The organism is Bacteroidales bacterium, assembly GCA_014860585.1.
In the GTDB taxonomy this organism is placed as follows: Bacteria; Bacteroidota; Bacteroidia; order Bacteroidales; family 4484-276; genus RZYY01.
The window spans coordinates 1-22,588 of sequence record JACZJL010000162.1; the positions used below are offsets into that span (position 1 = coordinate 1).

The 22,588-nt window shown below is 45.1% G+C and carries 19 protein-coding genes; 15 read left to right on the forward strand and 4 right to left on the reverse strand.

Features of this window, described 5'->3' with window-relative positions; translation table 11 throughout:
- On the reverse strand, positions 1–254 hold a 254-nt coding region (locus IH598_15815; protein MBE0639984.1), incomplete at its 3' end, for an SAM-dependent methyltransferase.
- A 131-nt stretch (positions 255–385) separates the two neighbouring features.
- Between IH598_15815 and IH598_15820 the strand changes: the two genes are divergently transcribed.
- The 11 genes from IH598_15820 to katG all read left to right on the forward strand — a co-directional run bounded on the left by IH598_15820 (position 386) and on the right by katG (position 12,384).
- Positions 386–865 (forward strand): TlpA family protein disulfide reductase, encoded by a 480-nt coding sequence (locus IH598_15820; protein MBE0639985.1) that lies wholly within the window; start codon positions 386–388, stop codon positions 863–865.
- Between the two features lie 112 nt (positions 866–977).
- Positions 978–1,583, forward strand: coding sequence for a thioredoxin family protein (locus IH598_15825; protein ID MBE0639986.1), 606 nt, complete (start codon positions 978–980; stop codon positions 1,581–1,583).
- A gap of 195 nt (positions 1,584–1,778) precedes the next feature.
- Positions 1,779–2,834 carry a type IX secretion system protein PorQ gene (gene porQ, locus IH598_15830; protein ID MBE0639987.1) on the forward strand — a complete coding sequence of 352 codons (1,056 nt, stop codon included), beginning with the start codon at positions 1,779–1,781 and terminating at the stop codon, positions 2,832–2,834.
- A 236-nt stretch (positions 2,835–3,070) separates the two neighbouring features.
- Positions 3,071–4,255, forward strand: coding sequence for a homogentisate 1,2-dioxygenase (locus tag IH598_15835; protein MBE0639988.1), 1,185 nt, complete (start codon positions 3,071–3,073; stop codon positions 4,253–4,255).
- A gap of 273 nt (positions 4,256–4,528) precedes the next feature.
- Positions 4,529–5,635, forward strand: coding sequence for a 4-hydroxyphenylpyruvate dioxygenase (gene hppD / locus IH598_15840; protein MBE0639989.1), 1,107 nt, complete (start codon positions 4,529–4,531; stop codon positions 5,633–5,635).
- 59 nt (positions 5,636–5,694) lie between these two features.
- Positions 5,695–6,975 (forward strand): fumarylacetoacetase, encoded by a 1,281-nt coding sequence (gene fahA / locus IH598_15845; protein ID MBE0639990.1) that lies wholly within the window; start codon positions 5,695–5,697, stop codon positions 6,973–6,975.
- Positions 6,976–7,027: 52 nt separating this feature from the next.
- Positions 7,028–7,360, forward strand: a complete 333-nt coding sequence (locus tag IH598_15850) for a nucleotidyltransferase domain-containing protein (GenBank protein ID MBE0639991.1) — start codon at positions 7,028–7,030, stop codon at positions 7,358–7,360.
- Positions 7,344–7,760, forward strand: a complete 417-nt coding sequence (locus IH598_15855) for a HEPN domain-containing protein (GenBank protein MBE0639992.1) — start codon at positions 7,344–7,346, stop codon at positions 7,758–7,760. The genes IH598_15850 and IH598_15855 overlap by 17 nt, the downstream gene beginning before the upstream one ends.
- Before the next feature lie 21 nt (positions 7,761–7,781).
- Positions 7,782–8,681, forward strand: a complete 900-nt coding sequence (locus IH598_15860) for a flavin reductase family protein (protein ID MBE0639993.1) — start codon at positions 7,782–7,784, stop codon at positions 8,679–8,681.
- Positions 8,682–8,683: 2 nt separating this feature from the next.
- Positions 8,684–9,841, forward strand: a complete 1,158-nt coding sequence (locus IH598_15865) for a lycopene cyclase (protein ID MBE0639994.1) — start codon at positions 8,684–8,686, stop codon at positions 9,839–9,841.
- 296 nt (positions 9,842–10,137) lie between these two features.
- The gene (gene katG, locus IH598_15870; protein MBE0639995.1) at positions 10,138–12,384 is read left to right on the forward strand and encodes a catalase/peroxidase HPI; all 2,247 of its coding nucleotides are present in this window, start codon (positions 10,138–10,140) and stop codon (positions 12,382–12,384) included.
- A gap of 375 nt (positions 12,385–12,759) precedes the next feature.
- Here the strand turns inward: katG and IH598_15875 are convergent, their stop codons facing one another.
- The gene (locus IH598_15875) at positions 12,760–14,019 is read right to left on the reverse strand and encodes a DUF4153 domain-containing protein (protein ID MBE0639996.1); all 1,260 of its coding nucleotides are present in this window, start codon (positions 14,017–14,019) and stop codon (positions 12,760–12,762) included.
- Positions 14,020–14,170: 151 nt separating this feature from the next.
- Between IH598_15875 and ychF the strand changes: the two genes are divergently transcribed.
- Complete coding sequence (gene ychF, locus IH598_15880; protein MBE0639997.1) at positions 14,171–15,271, forward strand: redox-regulated ATPase YchF; 1,101 nt, start codon at positions 14,171–14,173, stop codon at positions 15,269–15,271.
- 186 nt (positions 15,272–15,457) lie between these two features.
- Here ychF and IH598_15885 read toward each other — a convergent pair whose 3' ends face one another.
- Positions 15,458–16,282, reverse strand: a complete 825-nt coding sequence (locus IH598_15885) for a purine-nucleoside phosphorylase (protein MBE0639998.1) — start codon at positions 16,280–16,282, stop codon at positions 15,458–15,460.
- Positions 16,283–16,600: 318 nt separating this feature from the next.
- Here IH598_15885 and IH598_15890 point away from each other — a divergent pair, with 318 nt between their 5' ends.
- Positions 16,601–17,446, forward strand: a complete 846-nt coding sequence (locus tag IH598_15890; protein ID MBE0639999.1) for a transketolase — start codon at positions 16,601–16,603, stop codon at positions 17,444–17,446.
- Positions 17,447–17,481: 35 nt separating this feature from the next.
- The gene (locus IH598_15895) at positions 17,482–18,432 is read left to right on the forward strand and encodes a transketolase family protein (GenBank protein ID MBE0640000.1); all 951 of its coding nucleotides are present in this window, start codon (positions 17,482–17,484) and stop codon (positions 18,430–18,432) included.
- A 104-nt stretch (positions 18,433–18,536) separates the two neighbouring features.
- On the opposite strand, the gene IH598_15900 is transcribed toward IH598_15895, so the two are convergent.
- Positions 18,537–21,029 (reverse strand): lamin tail domain-containing protein, encoded by a 2,493-nt coding sequence (locus tag IH598_15900; protein MBE0640001.1) that lies wholly within the window; start codon positions 21,027–21,029, stop codon positions 18,537–18,539.
- Positions 21,030–21,215: 186 nt separating this feature from the next.
- Between IH598_15900 and IH598_15905 the strand changes: the two genes are divergently transcribed.
- Positions 21,216–22,583: a PEGA domain-containing protein gene (locus IH598_15905; GenBank protein MBE0640002.1), complete on the forward strand. Its 1,368-nt coding sequence runs from the start codon at positions 21,216–21,218 to the stop codon at positions 22,581–22,583.
- The last annotated feature ends 5 nt before the right edge of the window (positions 22,584–22,588 follow it).

A 22,588-nucleotide genomic window follows, 5' to 3' on the forward strand; every position in this document is an offset into this window, starting at 1 on the left:
CTATACTTCATCCATGGCCCCAAAACCAACCTGAAAAATTCAGCCGGCACTTCGTAATGCTGCTCGTTGGCTTCCTGCGTCCCAATGGCAATGGGGCTTTGTTTTAACTCTTCAATCAGCAGGTTCATTTTCTCCTGTTGAGATTCCCCTGATTCACACTTTTCTATGTGAAGCCTGTTTCTTAGCATTTTTCGGATCGCCAGCCTTATAAAAACATCAGGTATTAGTTCATTTTTCAAAAGGTATTCAATCATTTTTGCGGGTATTTAGCGGTGCTAAGGTAAATAATGTTGTGAAATAGTCGCCGGGCTGCTTCCAACCTTAAAGCTTATATTTTGAACCAAAGCAACAACCATTTTGTTGTTTCATAAAATCCATGATTATGATTTTAAGATTCAGAAAGTTACTATTCAGCCTCCTATTCATTCTACTCATAAGTCCGTCATTCTCACAAATCCCCGTAATGAATTTCAGCCAGTTGGAACCACTGCTGCACAAGTCAAACGACACCACGTATGTGATCAATTTCTGGGCTACCTGGTGTAAGCCATGTGTTGACGAATTGCCGGCATTTGAGGAGTTGAACCGGAAATACAGCAACAAACCGGTGAAGGTGTTGCTTGTCAGTATGGATTTTGTCCGAAACCTCGAAAGCCGGGTGATCCCCTTTATTGCGGACAACAACCTGAAATCGGATATTATCCTGCTGAACGACCCCAAGAGCCACCAATGGATCGATAAAGTGAGCCCGGAGTGGTCGGGATCAATTCCTGCAACATTGATCTACAACAGGAGCAAACGCAGTTTTTATGAGCGGACTTTTCATTTCGACAAGCTTGAATCTGAGTTAAAACTGCATCTCTGATTTGAACCAAAGCATCGCTTCTGCGTTTTTAAGTCGTTGCTTTTTTATTGAATGAACGTTCTTTTCTTTACATAAAACTACAAATCAATTATTTAACTTAAATTTTATCAACATGAAAAATGTGTTTTTAACTTTATTGGTCGCTTTTCTATTTTCAACCTCAACCATGGCCGATGGATTGAAATCCGGTGATGCCGCTCCCGGATTTAAACTGCAAAATGTAGATGGCACTTACGTTTCACTTGATGATTATAAAGATCAGAAGGGCGTTGTCGTCATTTTTACCTGTAATCATTGCCCCTATGCTATTGCATACGAAGACCGCATCATTGGAATTCACAACAAGTTTGCTGAAAGAGGCTACCCGGTTGTTGCCATCAATCCCAATGACCCAGAGGTTCAACCGCAGGATTCTTTTGACCTGATGCAGCTGAGGGCTGAAGAGAAACAATTTCCGTTTCCCTATCTTTTTGACGAGGGACAAAAGGTTTATCCAACCTACGGTGCAACACGCACTCCCCATGTCTACCTGCTGAGCAATACTGATGAAGGGTTCAAAGTGGCTTACATTGGCGCTATTGACGATAATTACCAGGAAGCGGATAAAGTAGAAGAAAAATTTCTGGAAAACGCCATCATTGCACTGATGGAAGGCAGAACCCCGGAAACTTCTGAAACCAAAGCCATTGGTTGCACCATCAAAGCGAAGAAGAACTAAATTTGGAACAGTGATTCGTTTGAAACAGAGCCGGAGCGATACCTGAAATGTAGTTCCGGCTTTTTAATACCGTTTTTTTTTAACAGAGGATAAGCAACCCACACAGTCGTTTAGCCGTCTGTTTAAGCAAAACAAAAGCAATTAAATTCATCAATAATCGTTTTGCAACTTAATATTCATTTACTTCATACAGCTGTGAACCGTAATACCCTACTTCATCTTACAACAATCTTAATCCTGATCCTATCAGCGCTACCCTCGTTTGGGCAGAATGGCGGTAATGCTGTTTACAAATTCCTGAATCTTACGAGCTCGGCCAGGTCAGCAGCTTTGGGTGGTAACTTCATGGCGGTGAAAGACGGGGATTTGTCACAGGCACTTTTCAACCCTTCAGTGATTTCACCGGAAATGGATAATCAACTGTCGATGAGCTTTGTGGATTATTTTGCCGGGGTGAATTACGGTTTTGCCAGCTATGCCAACTCTTTCGAAAAAATTGGCTCCTATGCAGCCACCATCCAGTATCTCAGCTATGGTGATTTTACCTATGCCGACCAAACCGGGCAAACAGCCGGTACTTTTAAAGCCAGCGAATTGGCCCTCAACTTTGGATGGGGTCGTCAGTTAGATTCTCTTTTTACGATTGGTGCAAATATGAAATTCATTTACTCCGGTTTTGAAGATTACCAAAGCTACGGGCTTGCGGTGGATGTGGCCGGTAGTTATGTAAACCCTGAGCACCGGCTGATTGTGTCCCTGATTGCGCGAAACATTGGTACACAACTGAAACCCTATGTTTCAGGAAACACCGAAACCCTCCCGCTCGAGATCAATTTAGGAATGTCGCAACGATTAAAACATTTGCCGTTCCGTTATTCTATCCTGCTCACCAATCTTCAAAAATGGGATTTATCCTACGACGATCCAAATGATCCCGACAACAAAGTTGACCCGATCACCGGAGAAGTTATTGAAGCCGATGGCGTTAGTGAGTTTCTGGACAATGCTATGCGCCATGTAGTGATCGGCGGTGAATTTCTGCCCACAAAAAATTTCACGATAAGATTTGGGTACAACTACCAGCGCCGCCAGGAACTTGGCGTTACCAACAAAATGGGCACAGTTGGCTTTTCCTGGGGTATCGGGCTTCGTATCTCTAAATTTAAACTCGACTACTCAAGAGCTACCTACCACCTGAACGGATCGCCCAACTATTTCACCATCAGCACCAACCTGTCGGAATTATTTTGATTCCTGCATTGTTCTTCATTATTGAGGTAATAGTACATATCAAGCAAAACATTTTTTTTGATCTCATCAACAACAATACGTAAACCTCATTGGCCTGATTCTTAGTGATAAAATTTCACCTCCTGGTAAACATAATACTTTAAATACCTGTTAATTAACAAATATTAATAAGGTTAGAACCCAACAGGCTGACTCTATTTCGTAGTTTTGCAGTCCTAATCATTCACTTTAATGTTATGCCTCACTACCACAAACTGGGAAAAATACCCCATAAACGTCATACTCAATTTCGTAAACCGGACGGCGCCCTGTATGCCGAGCAACTGGTTTCAACTGAAGGATTTTCTGACACTTACTCCCTTGTTTATCATCACCATCCGCCTACGAAAGTTTTCAAAATTGACGAGCCTTATTCAGTAGCGCCAAAAGTGGCCATCGGCAAAAATCTTCAGCACCGAAGTTTCCTTGGCTTCAGTATTAAACCAGAAAAGGATTACCTCGAAAGCAGGAAATACGTGTTGGTCAATGACGATGTTTATATCAGTCTCGCTGCACCGCAGGATTCGATGAAAAGTTACTATTTCAGGAACTCAGGTTTGCATGAGATGATTTTTGTGCATCAGGGCGAAGGTACCTTGAAAACCATGTACGGCAACATTCCTTTCGGTTATGGCGATCACCTGGTTATTCCGCGCGGGATTACTTACCAGATGGATTTCAGGACTACTGAAAACAGGCTTTTCATCGTCGAATCGGTTCATCCTTTCAGATTTCCTAAGCGTTACATGAACAAAGCCGGCCAGCTGCTCGAGCATTCCCCATTTTGTGAACGCGACATCCGCAAGCCGGGAACGCTTGAAACACATGATGAACATGGCGATTTCCTGGTAAAAATCAAGCGTGATGATATGATTTTCCCCTATCATTACGCTACGCACCCATTTGATGCCGTGGGATGGGATGGCTATCACTTTCCTTACGCATTGTCCATCCACGACTTCGAGCCGATTACCGGCAGGGTGCATCAGCCTCCACCTGTTCATCAAACTTTTGAAACGCCGGCGTTTGTCACTTGTGCATTCGTTCCACGGCTGTATGATTACCATCCTGAAGCTATTCCGGCGCCTTACAATCACAGCAATGTAGATTCCGATGAAGTGCTTTATTATGTTGACGGTGATTTTATGAGCCGCAAGCACGTGGAAAAAGGAATGATCTCATTACACCCGACAGGGATCCCTCACGGACCGCACCCCGGAGCCGTAGAGAAAAGTATCGGAAAAAAAGAAACCGGCGAACTGGCTGTTATGGTTGACACCTTTAAGCCATTAAAAATCACTGAGGAAGCGCTAAATATCGAAGACCCTGATTATTACAAAAGCTGGATGGAAGGAGACACCGGCTACCCATTAATCTATTGATATCAAATTAATTACCAAAACCATTTAAACCAGAAATTACTCCAAAGGAGTCCTGCGGACAAAATACAATTAACAAACTTCGAATAAAGCTCTCCATAGGAGTCCTTTGGACAATGTACAAAGAATCAAAAATTCAAACAGGGAATGCGGCTATTGATTTAGAGTGGTTTCGTTTTTGAATTTTATAATTTTGTATTTATTTGTCATTTGCCATTTGTCATTTGATAATTCTACAAAAAAAACAAGAAATTATTAATTAAGTTACTAATAATCATGAGTAAAGACAATCTTACCGACTTTCTTCCCATCAATGGGACGGATTACGTGGAGTTTTATGTTGGAAATGCCAAGCAGGCTGCACATTATTACCAGGCTGCGTTTGGCTTTCAGCCACTGGCCTACGCCGGATTGGAAACAGGATTGAAGGATCGCGCGTCGTATGTGCTGAAGCAGGATAAGATCAGGTTTGTGTTTACCACTGCCTTGTATCCCCACAGCGACATCGCAGATCATGTGAAAAAGCATGGCGACGGGGTCAAGGTGGTTGCCCTTTGGGTGGATGATGCCCGTAAATCGTTTGAAGAAACGGTTAAACGCGGAGCCAAACCTTACTTTGAACCGAGGGTTGAAAGTGATAATCATGGCGAGGTGGTCAGGTCAGGCATTTACACCTACGGCGATACCGTTCACATTTTCGTTGAACGGAAAAATTATAAAGGACCGTTTCTTCCCGGGTATGAAAAATGGGAACCGCTGTATCGCCCCGATTCAGTCGGATTGAAATATGTTGACCACATGGTGGGTAATGTGGGCTGGGGTGAAATGAACACCTGGGTTGATTTTTATGCAAATGTGATGGGATTCAAACAGATCATATCGTTTGACGACAAAGATATTTCGACCGAATACACCGCGTTGATGAGCAAGGTGATGTCCAACGGAAACGAGCGGATCAAGTTTCCGATCAACGAACCGGCTGAAGGTAAGAAAAAGTCTCAGATTGAAGAATATATTGACTTTTACCAGGGACCAGGGGTTCAACATGTAGCAATGGCCACTGACAATATTATCGAAACCGTTACCAATTTGCGCAACCGCGGCGTTGAGTTCCTTACAATTCCCACTACTTATTATGATACACTGCTTGGAAGGGTAGGTCATATTGACGAAGAACTCAAACAGTTAAAAGAACTGGGTATCCTGGTTGATCGCGACGATGAAGGCTATCTGCTGCAAATTTTCACCAAACCGGTCGAAGATCGTCCAACGGTTTTTTATGAAATCATCCAGCGTAAAGGCGCCCGTTCATTCGGAAAAGGAAATTTCAAAGCGCTTTTTGAATCGATCGAGTTGGAGCAGGCTCGTCGTGGAACCTTGTAATAAGTAATCTTCATGCGGTATTGATGAATTTGTTTTTAAAATATCAACCAAAATTATAAATGATTAATCCTAACGACCCATCGCTTAAGTCCTGGCTTTTTTATGACCGGAAAAGTGATTTCCCGATTCAAAATCTGCCATTCGGGATCTTTAAACCAAAGAACAGAACCAACCCCAGGGCTGGCACACGTATTGGCAGCACAGTGATTGATCTGGCGTTACTTGCCGAAAGAGGATATCTTGCCGACTCTGGAATTAAAAACAGGGAGGTGTTTGACAAACCCTTTCTGAACGATTTCATTGCTTTGGGTCCGCCGGTATGGACTGCTGTTCGGAATAAGTTATCAGAGATTTTCAATGCCGAAAATGAAGAGTTTTGGAATACCGAAGATTTCCGCGAAAATCTCCTTTACAAGGCGCATGAGGTCGAAATGTTGATGCCCGTCCAGGTGGGCGATTACACCGACTTCTACTCCAGCATCGAACATGCCACCAATGTAGGGAAAATGTTTCGCGACCCGGACAATGCACTGCTGCCCAACTGGAAGCACATTCCTGTAGGATATCACGGCAGGGCGTCATCCATAGTGGTTTCCGGTACAAACATCCACCGGCCGGTCGGGCAGACAAAAGCTGACGACAGCGAATTTCCGGATTTCGGGCCATCACGTTTGGTCGATTTTGAACTGGAGCTGGCTTTCATCACAGGGAAGTCAACACAGCTTGGCGAGCGGATACCCATCGAACAGGCGGAGGATTACATCTTTGGGCTGGTATTGTTTAATGACCTCTCAGCGCGCGACATCCAAAAATGGGAGTACGTGCCGCTGGGTCCTTTCTTATCCAAAAATTTCGGTTCGGTGATTTCACCGTGGATTGTCACACTGGATGCCTTAAAACCATTCAGGGTGGAAGGCCCGGCGCAGGATCCTCCTCCCCTGCCCTACCTGAAATACATCGGCGAAGGAAACTTTGACATCAGCCTTGAAGTTTTTATTCAACCGGAAGAGAGCGATCCTTTTAAAATATGCCACTCCAATTTTAAACACATGTACTGGAACATGTTTCAGCAATTGGCCCACCAAACGGTTTCCGGTTGTAACATCAACGTGGGTGATATCTATGCTTCCGGCACGATCAGCGGGCCAACACCAGATTCTTTCGGCTCGATGCTCGAACTCACCTGGCGCGGAACAAAACCAATTGTAATGCCTGATGGTACTGTGCGAAAGTTTATCAACGACAACGACACCATCATCATGAGAGGCGCTGCAGAAAAGGACGGCGTCAGGATTGGCTTTGGAGAGTGCAGAGCGAAGATTTTGCCCTCAAAAGAATAAGAAAATAACTAAAAGCAAGACTAATTGCTTATTTTTGTAAAAACATTTTGCAATGGAAAGTCTGATTATCAATAGCCATAAGATCCAGGATATTTCACAAAAGATTGTTGATCATATCAAACCAGAAAAGATCATTCTTTTTGGATCATATGCTAAAGGTAATCCTGATGATAATAGCGATTTGGATTTGATCATCGTTAACAATACTACATTACCAAAACACCAGAGAGGAATTGAAATCAGGAGATTGTTCTACAGGCAACTGATTCCAATGGATATCAAGGTCTACACGCCAGATGAATTTGATAATGAACGAAAAAGTCCCTTTTCATTTTTGTTTGAGGCATTAAAAAACAGTCAGGTTTTGTATGAACGACAATCTTAAAATCATCAAACTTTGGATCGAAAAGGCAGATCATGACTTGGGTACAGCCGAATTAACTCAAAAACACATTCCCGTTTTCAGGGATACTATTGCATTCCACTGTCAACAGGCTGTGGAAAAATATTGCAAAGCATACCTTATTTTTAACAATATTCAACCCAAAAGAACACATGACCTTGTGCTGCTTCTTGGAATGATTTCAACCTTCGAATCCGTATCAGATGATCTTTTTGATCTAATAGCGGAGTTACAGGACTATGCAGTTGAAGTTCGATACCCTGACACTATTATTGAGCTCACTGATGATGATATTAGTAAAGCTATTGAAATTACCAGAGTATTTCGAAACCTTTTTTTATCGAAAATATCTGGTTATATTAGTCCTGAAGAGCATAAATAAATCTTTAAATCACCAATTATTATGATTTCAAAAACCCTGGATCCATTTCAAATTCCAATTTCTCAACTTCACAAGTTGTTGCTCGCATCCATCGCACCGCGCCCCATCGCATTTGTGAGCACCGTTGACAGCCAGGGGAATCCCAACCTTTCCCCGTTTAGTTTTTTCAACGCATTCGGAGTTAATCCCTCAACGCTGATCTTTTCACCCTCACGCCGTGGAAGGGACAATACCACCAAACACACTTACCAAAACATCAAAGAAGTTCCCGAAGCCGTGATCAACGTTGTGAACTATGACATGGTACACCAGGCAAGTTTAGCCAGCACCGAGTACCCCAGGGGGGTCAACGAATTTGTCAAGGCGGGATTCACAGCAGTGCCATCGGAAAAAATAAAACCTCCCAGGGTAAAGGAATCACCGGTACAATTTGAGTGCAAAGTGCGTCAGGTCATCGAAACCGGAGACGGAGGAGGTGCTGCCAACCTGGTGATTTGCGAGATTTTGATGATCCACGTAAATGAAGAAATTCTGGATGAAAACGGGCTGCCTGATCCCAATAAAATTCAGCTCGTTGGCCGTCATGCCGGCGATTATTATGTGAAAGCCTTTGGTAAAAGTTTGTTTAATGTCGAAAAACCACTAACAAGAATAGGAATCGGAGTTGACCGGTTACCTGAAAATGTGCGGCTTAGCAGCATACTCACCGGAAATCATCTCGGGCAACTGGGTAACCTGGAGAAGTTGCCTGATGAAGCCGATTTGCAACGCATTAAGACTGATCCACTTGTTACCATTCTTTTTGATGAACTGGCCGATGATCCGGAAACCCTCGGTGAAGAAATTCATTTGCTTGCCAAAGACTGGATTGACCAGGGCAGGGTGTTGGATGCCCTCTGCGCTCTAATGCTGACCAAATGACAATGAAAACCTACGATTTTATCATCGCAGGAGGAGGCGCCTCCGGGCTGAGCCTTGCCTACTACCTGAGCCTCTCGTCACTCAGTAATAGTAATGTACTGATCATTGATAAAGACAGGAAAAATAAAAATGACCGTACATGGGGTTTTTGGACCAATCAAAAAACAGCCTTCGATCCCATTGTTCACCTGAAGTTCGATAAATTGGAATTCCACAGCAGCACTTTCAGCAAATCATTTGACCTGGCTGATTACCGTTACAATGTTATTCGTGGTATCGATTTTTACCAAATGATCAAAAACCACCTTGTCGATTTTCCGAACGTTGAATTTCTGAATGCCTCCATCACCGGTTTCCAGGAAGAAACCGAAGGGGCAATTGTACATACAGATTTGGGAAATTTCAAAGCTAAATGGGTGTTCAGCAGCATTTTCGATGAAAAGGAAATTGTTGAAGCAGCAAAATCCAAACTTTATCTGCGTCAACATTTCAAAGGGTGGTTTGTCCGGTCGGATAAACCGGTTTTCGATACAAATACTTTCCGGATGTTCGATTTCAGAACTCCCCAGCACGGATTGATGCGCTTTTTCTATGTCATTCCCTCCTCTCCCACTGAGGCGCTGGTTGAATATACGCTCTTTTCGGAGCACCTGCTCGAGAAACCTCTCTATGATGAAGCCATCAGGCATTATCTTGCTGATGTGCTGAACATCACCAATTACACCATCCAGGAGGAAGAATTTGGTGTGATTCCCATGACCAACTATGTTTTTCCGGTGACCAGGGGGAAACATATTGTGCAGATCGGCTCAGCTGGTGGCAGCTCAAAGCCCTCTTCAGGTTATACTTTTTTGCGGATCCTTAAACACACCCAAAAGATCGCACAGGCATTGGAAGAAGGCAGGTCGCCGGTTATCAGCGCCAACTCAAGCTCAAGGTACCGCTTCTTCGATTCGGTGCTGCTCAACATTCTGAAAAACGAGGGTTACCGCAGCGAACGGATTTTCACCATCCTCTTCAAAAACAACACGATCCGGCACATTTTTAACTTCCTTGATGAGGAAGGAGGCCTGGCTAATGATCTGAAAATTATCACTTCTCTCCCACCCTGGCCTTTTTTAAAATCAACGGTTGATATCATCAGGTGCCAAAAGATTTAAAAATGTTATGATCTTTAACATGTTATGTAAGTAACCATATTTACATACCGGACAAATTGCGATGAACTTTGCCTGGAGAGGCGAAGAAAAATGAGTTTGAGCAAAACCGATTCTTAGTTGTTTATCTGGTAAATCCTGAACATCGCTTTCATGGTTTTTAGATTTCAGGGCAACCAATACTTTTAACAATCATAAATACCATCTTTCAGCAGTTAAAAAAACTACAATGATTGCCGGTTTTAGCAGAAAAATTAATCTATTTTTGTACTTCAAATAATCATTAAAACAATTTAAACATGGAAAAAGGTAAAGATCATAACAAAGAAACTGGTTACCAGGTGAATAGTGAAAGTAAATGTCCGGTTACCGGGGCAAGTTTAAAGCACACTGCAGGCGGAGGCACACGTAACCGCGACTGGTGGCCGAATCAATTAAACCTGAATATTCTTCGTCAGCATTCGTCCTTATCCAACCCTATGGGTGAGGAATTTAACTATGCTGAAGAGTTTAAGCGCCTTGACCTGGCAGCTGTTAAGAAAGACATCTACGATCTGATGACCCATTCCCAGGACTGGTGGCCGGCTGATTACGGACATTATGGACCGTTCTTCATCCGAATGGCATGGCACAGTGCGGGCACTTACCGCATTCACGACGGCCGGGGTGGCGGAGGTTCAGGAAGCCAGCGTTTTGCACCACTCAACAGCTGGCCCGACAATGCGAACCTCGACAAAGCGCGCCTGCTGTTATGGCCAATCAAAAAGAAATACGGCAGGAAACTCTCATGGGCCGACCTGATGATTCTTGCAGGAAACTGCGCCCTCGAGTCAATGGGATTCAAGACTTTCGGTTTTGGTGGAGGACGTGAGGATATTTGGGAACCTGAGGAAGATGTTTATTGGGGTTCGGAAAGCGAATGGCTGGGCGACAAACGGTACGAAGGCGACCGCGAGCTTGAAAATCCTCTTGCTGCCGTGCAGATGGGATTAATCTATGTGAACCCGGAAGGACCCAACGGAAATCCTGATCCGCTGCTCGCTGCCAAAGACATCCGTGAAACCTTCGCCCGGATGGCTATGAACGACGAAGAAACCGTAGCATTAATCGCCGGTGGACATACTTTTGGAAAAACACACGGCGCCGCCGACCCGGGCAAGTATGTTGGACGTGAGCCTGCGGCTGCTTCCATCGAAGAGCAAAACCTGGGATGGAAAAACACCTTCGGAAAAGGCAATGCCGAGCACACCATCACCAGTGGCCTCGAAGGCGCCTGGACAAAAACCCCGATTAAATGGAGCAACAACTTTTTTGAAAATCTCTTCGATTACGAGTGGGAATTGACAAAAAGCCCTGCCGGCGCCAATCAGTGGAAACCCAAAGGACAGGCCGGCGCAAACAGCGTCCCCGATGCACACTTGCCGGAAAAGCGTCACCAGCCTATGATGTTGACCACCGACCTGGCTCTGCGGTTTGACCCGGCCTACGAAAAAATATCAAGACGTTTTTATGAGCATCCGGACGAATTTGCCGATGCTTTTGCCCGTGCATGGTTTAAGCTGACTCACCGCGACATGGGACCGCGCGCCCGCTATCTTGGACCGGAAGTGCCTGCTGAAGAACTGATCTGGCAAGACCCTGTTCCAGCCGTCACAAACAAGTTAGTTGATGAAAATGATATCGCTGCGTTGAAAAGCAAAGTCCTTGATTCCGGACTAACCATCTCACAACTGGTTTCAACAGCATGGGCTTCGGCTTCAACCTTCCGCGGTTCCGATAAACGCGGTGGAGCGAATGGCGCCCGAATACGACTTGAACCGCAGAAAAACTGGGAAGTCAACAACCCGTCTCAATTAGCAAAAGTGTTGAAAGTACTCGAAGACATCCAAAAAGCCTTCAACGATGCTCAGGCTGGTGGAAAAATGGTGTCACTCGCCGACCTGATTGTGCTGGCAGGTTGTGCCGGAGTAGAAAAAGCTGCAAAAAATGCTGGTTTTGACATTAAAGTGCCATTTACTCCAGGTCGCACCGATACTACACAGGAACTGACAGATGTGGAATCATTTGCCGTTCTCGAGCCCGTTGCTGATGGCTTCCGTAATTACAAAAAAAACCAGTCCTGGTTTAAAGCCTCAACCGAAGAAATGCTTGTTGACAAGTCGCAACTGTTGACGTTGACCGCCCCTGAAATGACCGCGCTCATCGGTGGAATGCGTGTGCTGAATACCAACTTCGATCATTCAGAACACGGGGTCTTCACTACGAATCCTGAATCGCTCACCAATGACTTCTTTGCCAACCTGCTCGATAGTCATACTACATGGAAACCGACGTCGGAGACCGGCGAACTATTCGAAGGTCGTGACCGCAATACCGGCGTCTTAAAATGGACTGCCACCCGCGTTGATCTGCTTTTTGGTTCTAACTCCGAGTTACGCGCCCTGGCTGAAGTGTATGCATGTGAGGACGGTAAAAAGAAGTTCGTGGACGACTTTGCAGCCGCATGGAACAAGGTGATGAATCTCGATCGTTTCGATCTGAAATAGCATCATTAGCTGAATATTTTGATTTTGAAAAGGTGGCCTTGAAATGGGCCACTTTTTTTTATAGCAATCTAATTAGTCTCTGCCAGAAAACTATTAAAGTTGAAAATCATTGTTTACCCCAACCCTCCCGACTTTGTCGGGATAAATTCCGGGAGCAATGATTTTCAACGATTTACTCCCTTTTCCCGAAGGGATCCCTATGGGAAGGGCGGGGTAAATAAATCGTTGAAAATCAAATTTATGGAGTTTTCTGGCAGAGACTAATTACCTTCTCAGGATATTACATCTTCATCTGTCTGACGATTACTAATTAGTTCCAATAAAAAGCGATTAATGTTGCAAATCTAATTTAATGGGTTTTCTTGACGGCACAATTTACTTCAACCCAAACAGAATTGGGATGCCAAAAACCACAAAGATTGTCCACAAAGCATAAACAGGCAAATAACCGGAAATGGTGAGTTCAACCTTTTTAACCTCTTTACCGCTGAAATTTACCCGGAATAAATCTACCATGATCAATACCAGGTTACCGAAGATCAGCAGGTTTGAGCCAAGTACCGCGGTCCTGTTGGGAGTAAATCCATATTCTCCCAACCTGTAAACAATGGCAGACAGCGCCACCAGGTCAATGATTAATGTTATGGCGGTCAGCGCCAAAAGTGTTATTTCGTTAAAGCGTTGTCTTTTTTGCACCGATATCTCTGATATCGAAAATACAATAATGGCCATCACCCCGAGCAGCATGAGATTGAACACAATCAAAAAATCGCGGTCATTGTAAGGGTCCTTCCCGGTGATCATAATACTTACCAGGTAAATGACAAGCGTGATCAGCACAAGCGGACTGAAAATAACGGCAATGACAGGAGCAATTTTACCGGCAACTGAAGGATAATTCCGAATGATCCAGGTAGCCACAATAGGGGCTGAGACTGCTCCCCAAAGGACGATATAATCAACATAAAACTGCTCAATATTCATTTCGATTGCCGAGAACAACCCGATGGTCACACCCGTTAAAATACCACCGGTAATGGCAATCAAGGCTACCAGGATGGCCAGGTCACCATTGTATTTCAGGTAATCCATCCGCTTGTCTTTGTCTTTCATATCAAAGTCGGTAAAAACCAGACCATACAAACACCAGATCATCAGAGGCAGGTGGATGTAGGCTAAGGTAACCGAATGGCTGTAGCTATGCGATGGCAGGAGATTGATGTAAACGGCTGATAGGATAAACACAGCAATAACCACGATCAACTGTTTCGGATTGAATGCACCCTTTGTGAGAAATGCAAAAAATGACAAGCCAAAGAAGACGATCAAGCCTGCATTTTTTTCATAAAACAAACTCTCCTCTGCACTGAAACCGAGCAGTTGCGGAAGTTTGATCAGTAATCCGGCAGTCACGGAGGCAATCACCAGAAACAACAGATCTGCTTTCCAGGTTTGAGGCGCATCCTCTTTTGAATGGTCATATTCCAGCCGGGTTTTCCAGCAGTAGGCAATGTCATTTGGAGCAACCTCAGGGTAGATTGCAGCAAATGCCTTTTCAAATCCTTTTTTGTCATCCCGGTACAATTTTTCAAGCTGCTCCGGATGATTGATACTTTCTTTGATCCTGTTTTCCATCATTTTGAGTTGAGGTGAGCTTATTGATGGAAGCTAACGCATAATGAACCGGCTTTAGTGCTGATTAACGGTGTGACGAATATTTTCCGTTATCTTGACTCTTAATTATGTTACCTTTGCAGGTGGAAATTCACTTTAATCATTTTATATCATGGGACTTAAATGTGGCATCATCGGGATTACCAACGTGGGTAAAACGGTGATTTTTAACTGTATATCCAAAACCAGGGCCGAGACCTCAAGTTTTGCCTTCAGTACCAACAAATCCAATATCGGGATGATTGACGTTCCCGACGATCGGTTACAGAAAATTGACGCACTGATCAAGTCGGCACGAATTGTTCCGGCCACTGTTGAGATCGTCGATATTCCGGGGCTCGCCAAGGGCGCCAGCCATGGTGAAGGCATTGGCAATAAGTTCCTGGCCGATATCCAGCAAACCGATGCGATCATTCATGTGCTGCGCTGTTTCGATGATCCTGATTTGCCTCACATCGAAGGCTCGGTTGACCCGGTGAGGGACATGGAAATCGTTGACCTGGAACTTCAGGTGCGCGACCTGGACCTGGTACAACGAAAAGTACAACGGCTCGAAAAGATGGCCAAAACAGGCGAAAAAGAGCCAAAACGCCAGGCTGTTATCCTTGAAAAACTCGCAGAACACATCGAAAACTTCCGAAATGTGCGTGACTTCGAGCTTGGCGAGCCTGACAGATCGCACCTGATTGGCGACATGTACCTGCTCACCGATAAGCCCCTGATGTACGTCTGCAATGTGGACGATTCCTCCGCCGTGAATGGCAACACATATTCCGATGCGGTGATCAAAGCACTGGAAGGCAAAAATGTTCCTGTCCTGACCATTGCCGGTAAACTTGAATCGGAGATAGCTGAACTGGACAACCTTGATGAGCGCCTTGAGTTTTTGAAGGACGCAGGCCTCAGCGAACCAGGTGTGAACAAAATGATCCGCCTGGCTTATGATATGCTTAATTTGCAGTCATTCTTTACCGCCGGCCCAAAGGAAGTCCGTGCATGGACCATCCGCAAAGGATCCACCGCGCCCCAGGCTGCAGGCGCCATCCACAGCGACCTCGAGCGGGGTTTCATCCGCGCTGAGGTGATGAAATACGACGATTTTATCCATTATCGCTCCGAACACGCTGTAAAAGAAGCCGGTAAGTTCCATGTTGAAGGCAAGAACTATATCGTGCAGGACGGGGATTTGCTGAATATCAGGTTTAACGTGTAGATAGGGGGAATTCGCTGAAGTTGAAGGGTTGTCGGGTTGCCTTTGTTGAAAAAGTTATTGGATACCATGCCATTGCCCAATGTCCGGAAGAAGCAATTGCAAAGCGAAGCGGACTATGCCGGACCTCCGGCAACAACCACGTTAGCAGTCAACCCTGAGCATGCGAAGCACCAAGGGCAACCATCCTTATTCCAACGCTTCCACAACCCCTTTAAACAAGCGGATCAGGTCAACTTCAGCCCTGGCGGCAGTAGCAAGGATATCATCAATGTTGATGGGTTCAAGATGATCGGGATCACATTCGTCGGTAATCACCGAAACAGCAGCTACGGGCAGCCCGATATGGTTAGCTGTGAGCACTTCAGGAATGGTGGACATCCCAACAACATCTGCACCGATAAACCGGAGATAGCGATACTCAGCCCGTGTTTCAAGTGAGGGACCTGCCACAGCGGTATAGATGCCCTGGTTCAGCTTAATTTTATTGGTTTTGGCAACACGGACAAAAATCTCATTCAGCGCCTTCGAATAGGCTTTACTCATTTCGGGAAACCGTGGCCCGGTCTTGTCATCGTTTGGTCCGATCAGTGGGTTATTCCAGAACTGGTTGATATGGTCGGTGATCAGCATCAGCTCACCTTTTTTAAAATACGGATTTACCGTTCCGCAGGCATTTGAAACAAGCAGGTATTTTACTCCAAGTAATTTCATGATATGCACAGGAAAAGCGATCTGCTGCATAGAATAGCCCTCATAATAATGAAACCGTCCCTGCATCACCAGTACCTGCCTGCCAGCCAGTCTTCCATAAATCAGCCTTCCTCGGTGAAACTCCACCGTAGACACAGGAAAATAAGGAATGTCGCCATAGTTAACTGTCTGTTCGATTTCGATATCGTCAACCAGTTTTCCAAGCCCGGTTCCAAGTATAACGGCTACTTCCGGCTTGTCAATTCCATGCTTTTGAAGCTCATTTACTGCAAGTTCAACGTTGGATTTATGGTCAGTCATCGATTTGGTTAAATTTGTTATCGCTGCAAAGTAACGCTTTTGTTAGCAAACATCTTTTTAGCCTTCTTAATTCATAAACTTAGTGAATCTTTGGGTCTTTGAGCCTTTTACCAAAGGCATCACTTTGTGAGTGGCAACTTTTTCTTTTTGCCATTCACAAAGTGATGCCTGCGGCACAAGACACCAAGACTCTAAGAATCAAAAAATTAAAGAATTTCATGAATTTCCCAGGTTAGGATTGTCAGGTAAAAAAATCATTGCCAGATACCAAAAAAAGATACTTTTGCCGCAGGTTGAATGAACAAAATTGAATAACAGATGAACACCACAGCAACATTAAAAGCTATTGCCTGTCAGGTTCGGCGCGACATCCTCAGGATGGTGCACGCGGTTCAGTCGGGGCACCCGGGAGGCTCGCTTGGCTGCACCGAACTTATGGTTGCACTCTACTTCGATGTACTGAACCACAACCCGGCTGAATTTGAGATGAATGGCCGCGATCAGGACGTATTCCTGCTTTCCAATGGTCACCTCTCAGCCGTTTGGTACAGTGTACTGGCGCGGAGTGGTTACTTTGAAATTTCAGAGCTCAGCACGTTCCGGAAAATCGATACCCGTTTGCAGGGGCATCCGGCCACGCATGATGGCTTGCCAGGCGTCAGGTTTGCTTCAGGATCGCTGGGGCAGGGGCTGTCGTGCGCCATCGGTGTAGCACTGGCTAAAAAGCTGGACCAGGATGATAGCCTGGTTTATGTGCTGATGGGTGACGGAGAGATCCAGGAGGGTCAGGTGTGGGAAGCAGCGATGTTTGCAGGTGGTAAAAAAGTAGATAACCTAATTGCCATCATTGATTTTAACCGGAAACAGATTGACGGTCCGACAGATGAAGTGATGCCAATGGGAGATATAAAGGCCAAGTGGGAAGCCTTCGACTGGGAAGTGCTGGAGATGGATGGCAACGATATCGAAGAAGTAATTGACACCCTTAGACTTGCCGGAACGCTGACTGGAAATGAAAAACCGGTAATGATCCTGATGAAAACAGAGATGGGGCAGGGTGTGGATTTTATGATGGGAACCCACAAGTGGCATGGTGTAGCGCCCAACGATGAGCAGTTGGAGAAAGCACTGGCACAACTGGAGGAAACACTCGGAGATTATTAAAAATGAACACCATGGAAAAAATAGATTTCACCAGAATGGAAAACACGGGTAGCAAAGACACCCGTTCGGGGTTTGGAGATGCACTTTACGAACTGGGACAAAATCGTCCTGAAGTTGTAGCCTTGTGTGCCGATCTAACCGGTTCACTAAAGATGGATAAGTTTGCCAGGGCCTTCCCCGATCGGTTCTTCCAGGTTGGAATAGCCGAAGCCAACATGATGGGAATTGCAGCTGGACTTGCAACCGGAGGAAAAGTTCCGTTCACGGGAACATTTGCCAATTTTTCAACCGGCAGGGTTTTCGACCAGATCAGGCAATCCATTGCATACTCCAATAAAAACGTGAAAATATGCGCTTCCCATGCAGGTGTTACTTTAGGTGAGGACGGCGCCACACACCAGATCATGGAGGATATGGCCCTGATGAAATCATTGCCGGGTATGATCGTCATCAATCCGTGTGATTACAACCAGACTTATGCGGCCACACTTGCCATTGCCGATTACGAAGGACCGGTTTACCTGCGGTTTGGCCGCCCAAAAGTGCCAAATTTTACTCCAGCTGACCATCAGTTTATTATCGGCCAGGCACTGCTGATGCGCGAAGGCACAGACGTTTCCATCTTCGCCACCGGTCACCTGGTGTGGAAAGCCCTCGAGGCAGCCGAAAAGCTTAAGCTGTTTGGAATTGATGCCGAAGTGATCAATATCACCACCATCAAACCACTTGACCGCGATGCGATCATTGAATCGATCATGAAAACCAGGTGCGCTGTCACTGCCGAAGAGCACCAGGTGTATGGCGGAATGGGGGAAACCATTGCCGGTTTCCTCGCCCGTAACTTCCCTACTCCCATCGAAATGGTCGGGATGCAGGATGTTTTTGGCGAAAGCGGCACTCCCGAAGAGTTGCTTGTGAAATTCGGAATGGAATCCCGCGATATTGTAGAAGCTGCATCTCTTGTTGTTGCAAGAAAACAATACTAAAACTTACCCAAATTCCAAAGGACGAATCGTAAAAAAGCGGAAACTCGAAACACGATTTTGCTGAAAAGTGGCCTTGTGAATTTTTTCCCGCACTTCTCGACTGACTATTCACATTCCTCGAAAGTAAAAAGTGTATTTTCATTCACTTTTATAAAATAGGCCTTTCCCGGTTGAATCTCCGTTAGAGTTGCAATACCGTTTTCAGGCCAGAAAACTTTTATACCGGCTATTTCCTTGATCTGTTCCAGTTTCCCGTTAAGTGCTGTATTGATCTCAGCAGTTAATACTGTACATTGGCTCAAAACCGGTAAAATATTCCACCCGGCAATCAACTCAACCGCAGTGGATTGCAGCGCATAACCGGCTACATTGAGAACGTATGCTTCATCATTTTTTATAAAATATCCTGTTCCTTCCTGCCATTCGACAATTTCGTTGATGTTTAACTCAGGGCAATAAACAGATGTTCCATCACTCAGGTAAATGACGCTGGAAATGGCATCACCAAAAATATCATTCAATAAAGGCCATTTGGGATTTAAAGGGAGCGATATGCCCGACCACCCGGTTGGCATGGACAATTGTTGGGTCAAAACATCGATACCAGTCAAACCTGCCAGCGCCGATATTCCGCCGGAGGTGAACAACCCGTCATGTTGTGGCCATATTTCAAGATAAATTGCTTCAGCATCGTATTCCTTATTTTCAGCCGGCATAAAAAGTTTCCACAAAATCGTCTCACCTTCATTAAAACCATCTTTTTCAGGAGTAAGTTGATCGTCTCCAAAAGCCACTATCGCAATGTTCCCGGTTGCATTCCACTGAACATTACCGGCGCATTTTTCCTGATATCCATCTGTATAAAAAACACCGATAAAAGTTCCCGTCATAAGAGGTTGATTGTTGAATGCCGGGTTGGCATCCAGGGGAATGGTGATAATATGGGAAATCATGGTTTGCACATAGTTCCACGATTCAGGAAGGGTAAAATTAGCCATGCTCCGGTGAAACCCAAGACTGTCGAAAGTGTTCACGGGGAGTGTGTCCCACTGCAACGTCACATCAAACAACGGCGGATTTTGCCGCACCCCATTGATAGCCTCAAACTTTCTGACCATCGTATGATTTGTCGTCCAGGCAGTTGCGCCACAAAGTGAAGTGAAAGCGCCTGCTGCACACAACGAATCATCTGTCCATCCAGTACCGGGATTCTCTCCGATTTTCCCGATCAGATCAACCATTTCGCCAGTTCGCCGAACCAACGCCACGGCATCATTTCCATTAAAATACATAGTCGGGTTGATGTTTTGATCCGGGCAAAGGAAGGTGTCGGCGACAGCCTGCAATGCCGGGTCCGCCTGGATGTTGCTCCCTGTGCCGGAAGGGTCTCTTTTGTCAACCACTGCGACAAAGGTTTGTCCCGGTTGTAACATTCCGGCAAGTCCCACTGTGTCTGCGTTTAAAGATCCATTTACATATCTTGCGATCATATAATCCGAGAGGTCTACAGATGAAAAGGTTGGGTTGAAAATCTCCAATGCCTTGTTATTGCCGGTTCCTTCCACATATTCGGAAAAGAAAAGATCGGGGAGAAAAGCCGGTTGTGGAGTCCTGGCAACAATGTCCATCATTACCGGCAGATGATCCGATAGATTGTACAAAGCGTTGATCATGTCTGATGGCAGGCTTGCATTTGGAGGATTGACCAATGACCCCTGGAAACGCAGACCGTCCTGCCCGGCAATGGTATAGCTGCTTTCGGTATAATTTACCGGATAGCTTGTAGAAGTCAAGTAAGGATTGCACAAAATAAAGTCAAAACGATCGTCCATCCCCCCGCTTGCGCCACAACCCGGCTGAATGCGGGTAGATTGTGTATGAACAGAAGCAAATGCGGGATTCTGGCTCCAGGTACCGACCATGTTGATTGGATCGGAAAAGCGAAAATCACCAGATCCGCTGGTTAAAAAGTTCCAGGCCGCTTCATCGTTCGAATATAAATTCAGATCTCCCATAAAGAGAAAAGGATCGGTGATTTGATTTACCGTCAGGTAATTGATCACTGCCTCCGCCGCTGCAGCCCGCTGTGCCTGGTCACTGGAGGTTGTCCCTGCCTTGAAATGGGCAACAGCGCAATAAATAAATGTTGTGTCGGCGCCTTGTGCAAGATACGGACTTTTGTGGTAAAGCTTATAAACGTTGATGTCCCGCGGCAATGTAGCCAGCGCGTCCTGACTTGCCATCCCAACCTTACCGGAGTTAAAATAGAGCAAATTAATGATCTCTGATCCTGCAAAATTGGTGGGCAGTGCTTGCTGGTAGTAATTGCGGCCTGAAGTGTTCATTACAGCGTTCAGAATCAGGTTGTGATAAAACGGATCAGGACTTAACTCGTTCACTGTTAATATATCCGGCAGATAATAATCAATCACCGATTTCATCCACGCTGCCTTGGCCTCCGGGTTGTTATTGGTCAGCGTACAAAAGTCAGTGAAATTCCCGAAATTCAGCAGGTTATGGTGCATCACACGCAGAGTGTCCTGTCCGTTTAGAATGAGCGTCCCAAATAAAAAAATTGTAGTGATCAGCCTTTTCATATCAAATCATCTTTCGTAGTCAAGACCACGAAGATAGTTGAAATGGATGGAACTTGTCCTGTTAAAAAATTTTTGCGGTAAAAACTCCAAACTAATTGTTCCATTTTTCCAATGTATTTTAATTAGAAACCAAATAATTGATAATTTTGACCATCGGTCGTGGGTCATCATTTTAGCGGTTTAATTATGCGATCTGTTTACTTTCTGATTGGTTTATTTTTTTCTGCTTTCCCATTATTGGGTCAGGAGCTTCGCCAGATGAGGCTTTTAGGTGATGCCAAAAAATCGGATACCGAGATCGTAGCCCGTCGCGACCTCAATGGTAACCTTGCTGCAGCCATCATGGTGATCTCCGACATGGATGGTTTCAGCTACGATGCTTACGACGGCGTGGTGGGTGAAGTGGATACCCGTCCGGGGATGGACATCGTTTATCTGCATACCAATGAGCGGGTGCTTGAGGTTTACAAGAGCGGATACCAGCCATTAAGGATAATCCTAGCCGACTATGGCATCAAACTAAAACCACAGGAAGTCTGGCAAATTAAAGTGACCGGCGATCCAATTCCGCCGCTCACCATACCGGTAACCATCAGGATAATACCAACTGCCACCCTGACCATTGACGGACAGCCTGCTCCAGCCAAAGGACCTTATCCTCTTATTGCAGGAGAACATCAGATCGTGATCGAAATGGAAGGTTATCTTACTGTAGAAGATACCATCACCGTGAGTGATAGTCAGGTTTTCTTCGAGTATATACTGGAACGCAGCACCGATGCCGAATTGCAGATTGAAACGTTGCCTTCCGGCGCCTCCGTTTACCTGGATGGTTCCCTGATTGGAATAAGCCCGGTGTCGCTGATCTATCCTGTTGGTAATTATAATTTACATATTGTGAAAGAAGGTTATACAATCATCGAAAATGAAACGATTGAAGTAACCAGTCCAAAGACCCAAAAGCTTTACAAATTGGAACAATACCTTTATACAGAAAACAACAATTCAACTCAAGCTTCTTCAAACAAAAAGGGGAAATCAGTCACTGAAAAGCAACCTTCCAGGTTTTCAATTGGTGGTCAGGCTGCTTATTGTATGCTTTTTGCCGATGAACTATACACCAATACGGGAACAGCTTACAGCGGGTTGAGCGGCTCGGGCGCCTCCTATTCAGTGTTTGTTTCTTATGGACGGCTGTTAATAGATGGTAGTTGGATAAGTCGCTCATTAGAAAATGAGGAGGATGATGGACCCGATTATGTTGTTTTTGATCTTAACACCTTTTCGATGTCGCTGAACCTTTTAATTTCGAATCAAAGGGCCATGGATTCCGGTTGGGGACTATTCCTGGGATTTGGCGCTGCAACTCTTGCATCCACCTATGAGATCAACTACTTATCTTCCGGGAGTTTACCCGATGAAACCGTATATTTTCCAAAATTACTAATCACCGGATCCATCAGCAGGAACTTTAAACTCTACGGGTCCTACTCTTACTACGCAGCAGAATCACCTTTTCACGAATTACAGGTTGGGGCAATGCTGGGGTTATAAACTTA